Raw genomic sequence first — 12,809 nt, forward strand, 5'->3', positions numbered from 1 at the left:
GGTTCGGTGGAGGGAATGAGGGGTCAGACGGTCTCGCCCTTGGGGGCGGCGACGAAGAGGCTGACGATGAACGCGGCGGCGGTGATGCCCACCGAGATCCAGAGGGCGGTGGCGTACCCCGCGGACGTGGACAGGGCGGCGAAGGGTGCCACGAGCACGACGCCGAGGCTCGCGCCGATGCCGAAGGAGGCGCCGTTGATGCCGGGCAGCGCGGCCGGGGCTTCCTTGGGCGAGAGGAGCACGGAGAGCCCGTTGATGGCGGTGAGGAAGAAGCCGTTGTAGAAGATGCCCAGGGCCGCGACGGCCACCAGTACCGCCACCTGGCTCTCGGAGAAGGCGGCCGCGGCGATGGCGCAGGCCAGGCTCAGCCCGGTTCCGGCGCGCAGGGTTTTGATCCAGCCGCGGCGGTCGGCCAGCCAGCCGGCGAGCGGCGCGGCGAACACGCCGATCAGCGCGGCGGGGGTGAGGAACAGCAGCGCCGAGACGGACGCCGAAAGCCCGAAGCCGCCGTCGGCATCCTGGCTGAGCAGCACCACGGTGAAGTTGATGATCGCGAAGATGCCCGCGAGCGTGAGGACGGTGGTGGCGATGACCGGCCACACCTGGCGGGAGCGCAGGTGGTGGACGGCGATGAGCGGGTGGCTGCGGCGCTTTTCGATGAACCAGAACGCGGCGAAGGAGGCGATGGTGGCGGCCAGCAGCGCCAGCGTGCCGGGCGCGGTCCAGCCGGCGGCGGATCCGCCGGAGACAAAGTACGTGATGAACACCAGGAACAGCGAGAGCGAGCCCGCGCCCCACCAGTCCATGGCGCCGCGGACGCCGCTCGGACGCCCGGCCGGGACCATGCGGATGATGCAGGCGGCGGCGATGGCGGTCAGGACCAGGACGACGACGAAGATGGACCGGAAGCCGAGCGTCTCGGCCATGAGGCCGCCGACGTAGCCGTCCACGCCGCCCACTCCCCCGTTAATGGCGGCGATGATGCCCACCGAGGTCCCGAACACCTTTGCCTGCAGGTTCTCGCTGAGGACGATGTAGGCCAGGGCGAAGACCGCGCTGGAGACGCCCTGGAGGAACCGGCCGGTGATGAGCAGTTCCAGCGTGGGCGCGGTGATGCAGAGGATGGTGCCGGCGCCCATGATGCCGAGGACCAGCAGCAGGGCGGCGCGGCGGCCGATGAAGTCGCTCCACCGGCCAATCACCGGCCCGGCGATGGCGCCGGCCAGGAAGAACATGGATTGTACGGGGGCGGCGGCGTCGGCTGCCTGGCCGAAGCTGGCGGCGATCTGCGGCAGCGCGGGGGTGACCATGCTGGCGTTGAGCTGGAAGGACAGCACGCCGAGCAGCAGGGTGGAGATCAGTAGGGCGGCGCGGCGGCCGGAGAACTTGGCGTCGCCGTCGGGAAGGACGACGGCGGATGCGGCGTCCGCGGGAGGTGCGGCGGCCGCCGGGGCTGGGGTGTTCACATCAAACTCCTTTGTTCGAGCAGGCGTTCTTGCATTTCCTTCGGCAAGATTCGAGTTGTTATACAACCATGTATGACCAACAAGTACAACCCATGCCGTACACTGAATTTTGTTCCCGCCGCTTCCGGCACCCCTCCGAAAGAGACTTTCCATGAGCAATCGACTTCCTGCCGTCACCGTGGTCGGCAGCATCAACCTGGACCTGATCGCCACCGCCGAGCGGCTTCCCACCGCCGGTGAGACCATCGGCGGCGGCGTGCTGTCCGAGCAGCCAGGCGGCAAGGGCGCCAACCAGGCGGCGGCCGTTGCGCGGCTCGGCGGGACAGCGCGCATGGTCGGCGCGGTGGGCAAGGACGCGCAGGGCCAGCGGATGCTGGACGCCCTCGCGGGTGCCGGCGTCGACACCGCCGACGTGGCCGTCCTGCCCGAGGCGACCGGCACCGCGCTGATCGTGGTGGACCGCGAGGGCGAGAACCAGATTGTGGTGTGCCCGGGCGCCAACTCGCACCTCTCGTTGGACGGCGCGGAGTTCGGCCCGGACGAGACAGTGCTGTGCCAGTTGGAGGTGGGCCTGCCCGTGGTGCAGGAGGCGGCCCGCAAGGCGCAGGGTGTCTTTGTGCTGAACGCGGCACCGGCCATGGACCTGCCGGCGGAACTGCTGGAGCGCTGCGACCTGGTGATCGTCAACGAGAGCGAGTACGCCCTGATTCCCGCCCTCGCTGATGCGAAGCTCGTGGCGGTGACGTACGGCGGCGAGGGGTCCGCCATGTTCGAGCGCGGGCGCAAGGTTGCCGAGGCGCCGGCCGCCGCCGCGACCGTGGTGAACACCGTTGGTGCGGGCGACGCGTTCTGCGCCGCCCTGGTCCTGGCGCTCGGATCAGGGCTGGACTACGCCGCGGCGCTGTCCGTTGCCAACGCCGTGGGCGCCGATGCCGTGGGCGACCCGTCGTCCCAGCCGGCGTTGGCCCCGCTCGCTTCCTACATGGCGGGGGTTTCGCGGGCGGACGTGGCCGGACAATGACTCTGACGTTCCGGCCGGCCGCCCCGGCGGATTACGACGACGTCCGGCGGGTCACGCGGGACGCCTACCTTTCCGCCGGGCACTTCGCGGCCGACCACCCGTACATGGGTGTGCTCGAGGACGTGGAACACCGGGCCCAGCACGCCGAGGTCTGGGTGGCCGAGAGGTTCGAGTCGGTGGTTGCGGCGGTGACGCTGACGTTCGCCGGCCAGCCCTACAGCGAGATCGCGGTGGACGGCGAGCTGGAATTCCGGATGCTCGCCGTGGACCCCGCTCTCCAGGGCGGCGGTGTGGGCCGGGCCGTGGTCCGCCGGGTGATCGAGCACGCCCGGTCGCTGCCTGAGATCGGGGCGATCAGCATCACCAGCGCCACGTTCATGGAGCGCGCCCACGCCCTGTACGAGTCCCTGGGTTTCCGCCGGGCACCGGAGCGCGACTGGTACGTGCCGGGCGAGGACGTTCTGCTGTGGGTGTTCCGGCTGGAGTTCTAAGGCCTTGCGGTTTGAACCGGCCGGACCCGGATATCCGCCCCAAAACCGGGGTTCAGAAGATAAAATGGGCCATGGTTGTGCTCTTCTCAGCTATGGGGATCCTGCTTTGGATCGGCCTCCTTTTCGCCGCCTTCGTTTTCTTCGGAGTGATCTGGCTCTTCTGCCGGACCATGCTTTGGATAACCGGTCTCGTCAGCCCGGCGAGCCGCCCGCAGGCGATTGCCGGCCCGAACCGCAACGTCAGGCCCGCACCCAGGCCGGTTGCTCCCCTACGGAACGCGCCGCCGGCCCGCAGACCTCCGGCGCCAAAACCGCCGGCTCCTGAACTCACGCCGGATATCATGCCCAAGTGGAACGAGGCGCACCGGCGCTACGTGGACCGGGACCTGGCCGACTGGCAGGAGCAGTTCGACGCCCTGAACCGCCGCAGGCTGTAAGTGGAAAGCAGATGGACCCGCGGAGGCCAACACCATCCCACCACTGCTATTGGAAATGGGTTGCGAAAAACGTCTCTGCATGATTGGTGATGCCCGGCGGGCGAGCCGGGATGTAAAAAGCCTTTTACACAATCCATTATTTTTACGCAAATGCGACATTTTATTTCTCAGGCGAACTCCGTCATATTTGAACTTTAACTGCCCCCCATTGATATAACTTGCATGGCAGAAGCCAAATTGAAGCCAGTTTCAACAGGGCCGTGGGGGCGTCGTGTTTTTGCTTCCCCTTCGGCCGTCATGAGCGGCTTTCCAAGTTATATAGATGATTGGGGATTCAATGAAGAAGAGCACATCAATCTTGGCAGTGGCGGCAGTGGTTGGTCTTTCAGCGCTGACAGCAACCCCGGCCAGTGCCACCGTTGGGGCATACCCGAACTGCAGTGCAGCGGCAGCAGTGGGCGTGTACAACATCCCGGCCGGCAGCCCGGGCTACGGCACGCATCTTGACAGTGACGGGGACGGCATCGGATGCGAGAACTCCGAGGCTGCCCAGGCTCCTGCGCAGAGCCAGGCCCAGGTAGCCAGGAAGCCTGTTGGTGCCGCGCCTACTGGCGTACCGCAGGAGACCGAAAATGTCGCAGGGCTCCTTGCGCTCGGAGGTCTTGCAGCGGCTGCCGCCACTGGAACGGTGATCGTTCGCCGCCGGATGGCAAGCCAGGCATAGCGTTCGGACTGACCGATACACATGATTAGGTCAAAAAGCGACCGTCGCAGATGGCACGCTGCGTCTGCGGCGGTCGCTTTGCTACTTCTTACTGGCTGCGCCTCCAGCAGCCCGACGCAGGCTGTCGGCGCGCTGGACACCATCACCACCACGGCACCTGCCTCTTCAGCGCCTGATGCGAAAGCGGCTTCCGCTCCGGTCTCTCTAGAGATTCCAGCCACCGGCACACGGTCTGAGCTGATTAGCTTGGGCCTCCGGGACGATGGATCATTAGAGGTTCCGCCCGACGCGCCAGGAGCTCCGGCGGCCTGGTACAACGGTTCCCCCACACCCGGGGACGTGGGACCTGCTGTCCTTTATGGACATGTCAACGCTACTGATGGTGGCCCAGGGGTGTTTGCTGACCTGCGCAGCCTCGGCAATGGTGACACCATCAAGGTCACCGCACAAAACGGTAAAACCGCCGTATTTGCATTTGACCGTGGCGAACAATACCTGAAAGCAGAATTTCCGACGGAAAAGGTTTACGGGAATACGGAGGGACCTGAGCTACGGCTTATCACGTGCGACGGATACGACCCGAAAACGGGCGAATTCGACGACAACTACGTGGTCTACGCCAAGCTCATTTCATGAATAACCTTCTTTACGTGTGCAGCAGGGCCCCGCTCGGCTGGGCCTGCTGTACACCCAAAAAGCAAGCAGCTTGAACGTTCGGTTAAGCCAGTGGACGCCCGGGACGGAGCTCCAACGCAGAGCCCGGCTGTCAGTCTTCTCAGCGTTCATTCCCGGTTCATGTCCTTCTTAGAACCTGTCCAACCGGCCTTCCTACGGTCGGAGGCATGGACAACATTTCCCGCAGATCCCTCATTTCCGCCGGCCTCGGGGCCAGCCTGGTCGCCGCCCTGCCAAGTGCCGCCGTCGCGGTTTCCACCGCTGACGACGCTGGTCTCCGCACCGACCCCTTCATGCTCGGCATCGCCTCGGGCGAGCCGTGGCCGGACGGCTTCGTGATCTGGACCCGCCTGGCGCTGGACCCGCTGGCCGAGGACGGCCTGGGCGGGATGCCGTCGCGGCAGGTCTCCGTCGCGTGGGAAGTGGCCGAAGACCGGAACATGCGCACTGTAGTAGCCCGCGGCGTCGAGCAGGCCCGGATTGAAACCGCGCACTCGGTCCACGTGGAGCTCAAGGGCCTCAAGCCCGGCCGGGAATACTTCTACCGATTCCGCAGCGGCCGCCACGTCAGCGAGGTGGGCCGCACCCTCACCAGCCCCGCGCTGCACGAGACGCCCGCCGCGCTGGCCATGGCTTTCGCCAGCTGCTCGCAGTACGAGCACGGCTACTTCACCGCCTACACCCGCCTGGCCGAGGACCACCCGGACCTGGTCCTGCACTTGGGCGACTACCTCTACGAGTACAAGAAGGACAGCTACGTGATCGGCGGCGGCAACCCGCGCGACCACCAGGGCCCCGAGACCGTCACGCTGGCCGGCTACCGGCAGCGGCACGCCCAGTACAAGTCCGACGCCGACCTGCAGGCCGCGCACGCCATCGCGCCGTGGCTGGTGGTCTGGGACGACCACGAGGTGGACAACAACTGGGCGGACGAGGTCCCCGAAAACACGGACGCCGGCCAGATGAACGACACCACCGAGCGTTTCCGCCAGCGCCGGGCGGCCGCGTTCCAGGCCTACTACGAGAACATGCCGCTGCGCGCCTCCTCCGTACCGGCCGGGTTCGACATGAAGATCTACCGCACCATCCAGTGGGGCCAGCTGGCCAACTTCCACATGATGGACACCCGCCAGTACCGCGACGACCAGCTCGCCGGGGACGGCTGGAAGAAGAACGTGGCGGAGCGCCTCGCCGAGGACCGCAGCATCACCGGCGCCGAGCAGGAAAAGTGGCTGCTGGACGGCTTCCGGAACTCCACCCAGCGCTGGGACATCCTGGGCCAGCAGGTGTTCTTCGCCGAACGGGACCGCAACGCCGCCCCCGAGATCGACGACGTCTCCATGGACGGCTGGGACGGGTACGCCGCCTCCCGCCGCCGCATCACCCAGGGCTGGATCGACGCGAACGTGCGCAACGCCGTCGTCCTCACTGGCGACGTGCACCGCAACTGGGCCTGCGACCTCAAGGTGGACTACAAGGACCCGGCCTCCCCCGTGGTCGGCTCGGAGCTGGTCTGCACCTCCATCACCTCAACCGGCAACGGCACCGGCTCCACCACGGACCCAGTCATGGCGTGGAACCCGCACCTGAAGTTCTTCAACGACAACCGCGGTTACGTGAACACCAAAATCACCAGGGACGCGATGACCGCCGACTTCCGCGTGCTGGACTACGTCACCACGCCGGGCGCGCCCGTTTCCACGAAGGCCTCCTTCAAGATCCAGGACGGCGTGCCCGGGCTGCAGTCGCGCGGCTGACCTTCCTCGGCCCCTTCCTGTGCCTGCGTGCTGGTGCGGGTGCTGCTCGGTGGATGTGCCGTGCCTTGATGCTCCGGCTTTCCACGTTGAGATCAGGCCCTGCGCGTACCTAAACCACCCTGCGACTGCAGACACACCTATGGACCGGGCACCACCTGCTGATGTGAAGCAACGATCCGTTGTTTATAGCCAAGGGCTGCGCGCGGAAGAACGACGACCTGGGCCGGCAGTGTGGCGGACCATTTGTCGGCAGACACGCGTCAATTTGCTTGTGGTCGTTGTGCGTTTTGTTTGGGACCTTTCCTACCCGCGTGACGCGAGGGCGGGTACTCATTTATCACATCAAGTACTTGGTCACTGCCCAGGCCTATTACCGGTTTCTGTCCGGGTGCTACTCGAATATGGAATGGGGGCCACTATTCCATTGCCGCTGTTTACTCAGGTTGTTAGGGTCGCCAGATCCCGCGCGCGCGGGTCCATTCCTAAAAGAACAGAGCTCATCATGCGTTTGTCTACCATGGTGGCCGCGACAACGATCGGACTCGTCGTCGCATTGGCACCAACCAACCCGGCCTTCGCTGGCCCCGCAGAACGACAAGCCGCCTGCACTGCCTTGGGGGGGACCCTTAGCGGCACCGGCAGCAACCAGATCTGCACGGTCACGACCACTGTCGTGACTCCCAACGTTCCATCAGGAACTCCAACAACAACTTATAGCGAGGACCGGGCGGTGGGCGATCCTGTTACCGTCGACACCTCCGGGCCAGAGAGGCAGCCAAACCCCACCGTAACAACCGAAGAACGCAACGTCGGTGAAGAGACTGTTGTCCGGACCGAGCGCGCCGGCACCCCGGACGTCACCGAGGAAGAGCGCGATGCCGGCGACGCTGTCAGCGAGGACGTCATTGTTCCCGGCATCCCAACCACCACAACCCGGACCGAGGCGGGAGCGCCAACGAGCACTCAAACCCCGACGACCACAAACTGCCGAAGAGTGAATAACGATCGGTCGTCAAGGCCCGTGGAGAAGTGTGAGAGGGCTGTTCTCACCACTACGACTACCCCCACAACGATTGTCACAACAACGACCACCCCCCAGGAACGTGTCATCACGACAACACAACCGCGGGAAACGCTCGTTACCACGACAACCCCTTTCACCGAAGTCTTCACCGGTACCCAGCAGCGTGAAGTGTGCACCACTACGACCTACAAGACGGTGATCGCAACGGTGACGACCCAACAGACTGAGCGGACGGCGACCACCACACAGCCAACAACCACGAGCACGACCACGACGACAACCACGTACAACTTCCCCCGCGGCACCGATATCCCCACCCCCACCGGCACTCCGGTAGTCAGCACATCAACCGCCCCGGGAACGCCACTAGTAACTGAGGCAGTTGTTCCCGGTACTCCAATCGTGACCACAGGAACCCGTCCCGGTCCCGATGAATCGGACACCGAGTGCGCACCGACCACCCCAGTGGTCACGGTCACGGAAGGGGAAACAAGAGAAGAGGTAACGACGACGACCGTTCCCGCGGAACCGATTGTCACCGTGACCCGGGAGGACATCGAACCTGATGTCGTCGAAACCGAAGCCCCAGGAGCGCCCATGGTTACTACGGATGTCCGCAGCCAGGGCGGGACCTGCTACAACAACCCTTCAACAGCAGAGCAACGACGCAACCAATGCTGACCTCAGCCCGACACTAAATACCGGCGGCTGCCGTCTTCCACCAACGGAGGCGGCAGCTGCCACGACCGACCCGTAGTCCTCGCTAAGTGGCCCGCGGATACTCCGCACTCGAAAGCAATCAAACAAACTGAGACCGAGACCACTAGCTAGGCCTGCTGAGTAACCTCACCCTCCTGCAGGCCCTGCCCATGGGCTGAAGTCGCCTCCTCTTCCCTTGCTGCGTTCGTCATCATCCTTGCCACATCGACGGCAGCGTTTATAAACGCTTGCATCATCAGCATGCTCGACGTGCCATTAGTGCCGTATGTTCAACTTACACAGCAGGGCCTGGATCATGGCAGCCTCCGATTCGAATCGCAGCGCTCTGTACCTATAATGATGGGCCTTCGTGCTGTCTCTAGGGAACTGGCAATCTTTGGTTCACGAGCGACGGACGGATTCGATCTGGACTTTTCTGCATCCGGTTTCCCCGGCGCCAGATCGCCACGCAGACGACTCGGTTCTCCCGCCGGGTAATCCATTCCAGCGCCCGGAGTACCAGCCCAACTTCTGGCGCACACTCTTTAACCAATGCCAAACAAGGTCGACACCATCAGGAACAGGGCAGCGGCTGGCAAAAGCTAGAGAACCTCGAAGGCCCCCATCAAAAACGACCGTTTCCCACCTGCCTTCGGCAAGCCTCCGAAAAAAATCGAAGAGGCACTCCTTCCGTGTGACCGTCAGCGATAAATGGCGTCCTTTTAGCAGCGCTATTTGGCGCACGGCGCAGAACGAGAAAAGAAAGCCGGCAAACAGTGCACGTCTTCTTCTCTCGTTCCTGTCGTCTCTTCACCAACATCCACTCGCAATCGCCCAAAAGGCCCGCGCCAAGGGGACTGTCTGAATAACGGTGTGTGGGGTCCGGCCTGATCCGAAAGGAGACGGCCGTGTCGGAGTCCACGACCGAGATGACAGGGGTGATGATCGATCCTGTGTCGGGAGAGATCATCGATCAGAAGGAACTGGCGGAGCGGTTGCTCGCGCAGGCCAAGGAACAGGGCGTGAGCCTGGTCGGCCCGGGCGGGCTGCTGAACCAGCTCACCAGGAACGTGCTCGAGACGGCACTGGAAGCCGAGCTGACCGAGCACCTCGGGCACGAGCATGGCCAGACACCGGTCGCAGCGAACATGCGCAACGGCACCAGGTCAAAGACCGTGCTGACCGAGATCGGCCCGGTCGAGATTGAGGTGCCCCGGGATCGGGACGGGTCGTTCGAGCCGGTGATCGTTCCCAAGCGGAAACGGAGGCTGGACGGGATCGATCAGATCGTGCTCTCGCTCTCCGCCCGTGGGCTGACCACCGGGGAAATCGCAGCCCACTTCGAAGAGGTCTATGGCGCCAAGGTCTCCAAGGACACCATCAGCCGCATCACGGAGAAAGTCGCCGGGGAACTGGCCGAATGGTCTGCCCGGCCTTTGGATCCGATCTATCCGGTGCTCTTCGTTGACGCGGTCGTGGTCAAGGTCCGTGACGGGCAGGTGCGCAACACCCCGTTCTACGTCGTCATGGGGGTCACCACCAACGGGGAGCGGGAGATTCTGGGCATCTGGGCCGGCGACGGCGGCGAGGGTGCACGGTTCTGGCTGCAGGTATTCTCCGAGCTGAAGAACCGCGGCGTGCAAGATGTGTTGATCGCCGTCTGCGATGGGCTCAAGGGCCTGCCGGAGGCGATCACGACCACCTGGGAGCGTGCGGTCGTGCAGCAGTGCATCGTGCACTTGATCCGCAACAGCTTCCGCTACGCCGGACGCCAGCACCGCGACGGCATCGTCAAGGCGCTCAAGCCCGTCTATACGGCCCCGTCCGAGCAAGCGGCGAAGGACCGGTTCGAGGAGTTCACCGCCGAATGGGGCCAGCGATATCCGGCCATCGTGCGGCTCTGGGAAGCCTCGTGGCCTGAGTTCGTGCCGTTCCTGGAGTATGACGTGGAGATCCGGAGGGTGATCTGCACGACGAACGCAATCGAGTCGATCAACGCCCGCTACCGAAGGGCGGTCAGGGCCCGCGGGCACTTTCCGAATGAAACCGCTGCCCTGAAATGCCTGTACCTGGTTACCAGATCTCTTGATCCCACCGGCGGTGGCCGGGCACGCTGGGTGATGAGATGGAAGCCTGCGCTAAACGCGTTCGCGATTACCTTCGCGGGCCGGTTCGAAAGAACCACTCAATAATGAAAACCGGCCGGCCTCCACACACCGTTTATCGGACAGTCCCGCGCCAAGGGGCGCACCGCCGAGGAGGCAGCGCGTCTCGTTCGCTGGAGCCGCGCAAGGCTCTACCGCCACCAACAAGCCCGTGCTGCAGGCCAGAGCACCACAACTTAGGGCGTGTCTCCTAAAGCTGTCAGCCAGATGCTGATGGCTCGGAGGACTGCTCCGCCGCGGTAGGTGAGGGCGAGTTTGTCGTAGCGGGTTGCCAGGGCTCGCCATTGCTTGAAGATGTTGAAGTTGCGTTCGACGACGTTCCGGCCTTTGTAGTCTTCCTTGTCGAAGGCTGGAGGGCGGCCGCCGGCGGATCCTCGTCGTTTTCGGTGGCCGATCTGATCGGATCGTTGCGGGATGACAGCAATGATGCCGCGGTCGCGAAGGTGCGTCCTAATTGCCCGGGACGAGTATGCCTTGTCACCGCGAACACGGTCCGGGCGGGTGCGTCGTCTGCCTGGACGGCAACGAGCAATCTTCAACTGCTCCATCAGGTGGGTGAACATGGGTGCATCTCCGCCTTGTCCTGGGGCAATGAGCAGCACCAGCGGTCTGCCTTTACCGTCGACGAGGGCGTGAATTTTGGTGCTGGGTCCGCCGCGGGAGCGTCCGATTGCGTGATCGTCGGGCTCAGCAAACAGATTCATGTAATTCGAGCTGGCCCCCTGTGGTGCGGGGAAGGTAGGTGCCATGCTGATGGGCGCGATTCACTGTCGAGTCGACTGAGATCGACCAGTCGACTTCACCGCAGGCATCCGCAGTTGTCAGCAGCGCCGCGAGGATGGTGTCCCAGGTGCCGTCACCGCTGTAGCGGCGGAGACGCTTCCAGATGGTCTGCCACGGGCCGAACCCCGCTGGCACGTCCCGCCAGGCGATTCCGCACCGGTACCGGTAGATGATGCCCTCGACCACACGGCGGTCGTCCCGGAAAGGACGACCCCGGCGGCCAACAGAGGACGGAAGCAGCGGCTGAACGCGGGCCCACTGCCCTGCCCGTCGGTCAAAACAGAAGTACGAGACACCCATCAAGCATTCCGGCTACAGAGTCCGAAATTTAGGAGACACGCCCTAGTTGTCGTCCGGCTCCGGTGCCGGACGCGACCCTTCGTCCGTACTCTCCCCGGTTGTCGGGACGAAGTTCCAGTCGAAGGACCCGTCGGTCCGCAGCGTCAGCCGGAGGAACCCGTGGGTGTCGCTGAACCGTTTCTCAATGTACCGCGGGCTGCTGGTGAAGGGCCGGAGTTCGATGCCGCCCGTGGACACCTGGAACGCTGTGATCCCGTCGTCGTCACACCGGTCCCTGTTGTTCACGGCACAGGAACGCTCGTAGTTGTGCTGCGACCCGGACAGGGTCAGGCGGACCCGGTGCTCCCACATCACGTCGATCCAAGGCTTGTGGTCATCGGCCCGCTCATGCGCCTCCGTGTCCGACGTGAAGTACGGCTCGTGATGCACCACGGCCAGGTGCTTGCCATCCTCCTTGGCGGCAGCGAGGTCCCGGTCCAGCCACCTCGTCAGCGCCCGGGCCTCCCGGGGGTTGTACCGCCACTGCCCGGACGGCAGGAAGGCGAAGTGCCAGTTCCCGAATTCCTTCGAATACGCCTTCCCGTTCCCGATGAACCCCAGCTCCTGGTTGATCGCAGCCTTCGCGGTGGAGCCCGGGCACTGGCCGTTCATGAAGTTGTCCAGGTCCTCGTTCCGGCCCGGTTCCCAGTCATGGTTGGGGCCCGTCACCCAGTACAGCTTGCTCATCGTCCCACCCCAAAGGGGGGTCCAGAAATCCACCAGGTCTTCGCAGTAGGCGGTGTCGTACTGGAAGTCGCCGAGCCCCAGGAATGCGTCGATCTCGTTGTTCTCCACCAGTTCGGTGATCGCCGCGGCGTTCCGGCCTGAGGGACTCTCCGGGTCGATGTTCTCCTCGCCGTTCATGTCACCTACAGCAGCGATACGCACATCAACCGGTGCTGTAGTTGGCGGGGGCGGCTCTGGATCGCCGGTGCAGCCCGAAACGGTTATTGCCAGGACGGCTGCGAGGGCTGTGGCCGCACCCCGGAAGCATCTGCCACGAGGAAGTGCTGACCCCATCCAATAACCCTTCGACACCCGGACCACTTGCCGGCTACGCCGGCACTCTGATCCTCGTAAGCTCCGGACAGGCTGTCAAGCGTGGGCAAGAATGCGTGACTTTTGTGGCCAAAGCGTTGCTGAGCCTGAGAGGGCGCGGACCGGGTGGGTAGGCCCAGCGAAAAGTTACGCAAACGGGGCACGACGACGGCGGGAGGCCAGCGTCAGG

At 64.4% G+C, this 12,809-nt stretch carries 10 protein-coding genes and 1 pseudogene; 8 read left to right on the top strand and 3 right to left on the bottom strand.

Annotated elements, in window-relative coordinates; all coding sequences use genetic code 11:
• Positions 1 to 23: 23 nt before the first annotated feature.
• Positions 24 to 1,466, bottom strand: a complete 1,443-nt coding sequence (locus AC5RU7_RS11945) for an MFS transporter (RefSeq protein ID WP_494052399.1) — start codon at positions 1,464 to 1,466, stop codon at positions 24 to 26.
• A gap of 151 nt (positions 1,467 to 1,617) precedes the next feature.
• Between AC5RU7_RS11945 and AC5RU7_RS11950 the strand changes: the two genes are divergently transcribed.
• From AC5RU7_RS11950 to AC5RU7_RS11985, 8 genes and pseudogenes are all read left to right on the top strand, one after another.
• Positions 1,618 to 2,487, top strand: coding sequence for a ribokinase (locus AC5RU7_RS11950; RefSeq protein WP_494052400.1), 870 nt, complete (start codon positions 1,618 to 1,620; stop codon positions 2,485 to 2,487).
• Positions 2,484 to 2,978, top strand: a complete 495-nt coding sequence (locus AC5RU7_RS11955; RefSeq protein ID WP_494052401.1) for a GNAT family N-acetyltransferase — start codon at positions 2,484 to 2,486, stop codon at positions 2,976 to 2,978. The genes AC5RU7_RS11950 and AC5RU7_RS11955 overlap by 4 nt, the downstream gene beginning before the upstream one ends.
• Positions 2,979 to 3,752: 774 nt before the next feature.
• A complete protein-coding gene (locus tag AC5RU7_RS11960; protein ID WP_494052402.1) occupies positions 3,753 to 4,139 on the top strand; it encodes an excalibur calcium-binding domain-containing protein in 387 nt (128 codons plus the stop codon).
• 21 nt (positions 4,140 to 4,160) lie between these two features.
• Positions 4,161 to 4,775, top strand: coding sequence for a sortase domain-containing protein (locus AC5RU7_RS11965; protein ID WP_494052403.1), 615 nt, complete (start codon positions 4,161 to 4,163; stop codon positions 4,773 to 4,775).
• Between the two features lie 206 nt (positions 4,776 to 4,981).
• A complete protein-coding gene (locus AC5RU7_RS11970; RefSeq protein ID WP_494052404.1) occupies positions 4,982 to 6,571 on the top strand; it encodes an alkaline phosphatase D family protein in 1,590 nt (529 codons plus the stop codon).
• Between the two features lie 730 nt (positions 6,572 to 7,301).
• On the top strand, positions 7,302 to 8,276 hold the full coding sequence (locus AC5RU7_RS11975; protein WP_494052405.1) for a hypothetical protein: 975 nt from the start codon (positions 7,302 to 7,304) through the stop codon (positions 8,274 to 8,276).
• A gap of 959 nt (positions 8,277 to 9,235) precedes the next feature.
• Positions 9,236 to 10,486, top strand: a complete 1,251-nt coding sequence (locus tag AC5RU7_RS11980; RefSeq protein WP_494052514.1) for an IS256 family transposase — start codon at positions 9,236 to 9,238, stop codon at positions 10,484 to 10,486.
• Positions 10,487 to 10,525: 39 nt separating this feature from the next.
• Positions 10,526 to 10,639: pseudogene (locus tag AC5RU7_RS11985) on the top strand (recombinase family protein); the annotation flags it as partial.
• On the opposite strand, the gene AC5RU7_RS11990 reads toward AC5RU7_RS11985, so the two are convergent.
• A protein-coding gene (locus AC5RU7_RS11990) for an IS5 family transposase (RefSeq protein WP_494052406.1) occupies positions 10,636 to 11,542 on the bottom strand; the annotation gives its coding sequence in 2 pieces (ribosomal slippage) (positions 10,636 to 11,181 and positions 11,183 to 11,542; 906 coding nt in all). The pseudogene AC5RU7_RS11985 and the gene AC5RU7_RS11990 overlap by 4 nt on opposite strands.
• A gap of 42 nt (positions 11,543 to 11,584) precedes the next feature.
• Positions 11,585 to 12,445, bottom strand: coding sequence for a metallophosphoesterase family protein (locus AC5RU7_RS11995; RefSeq protein ID WP_494052407.1), 861 nt, complete (start codon positions 12,443 to 12,445; stop codon positions 11,585 to 11,587).
• Between the last annotated feature and the right edge of the window lie 364 nt (positions 12,446 to 12,809).

It is taken from the genome of Arthrobacter sp. K410C, assembly GCF_059090105.1.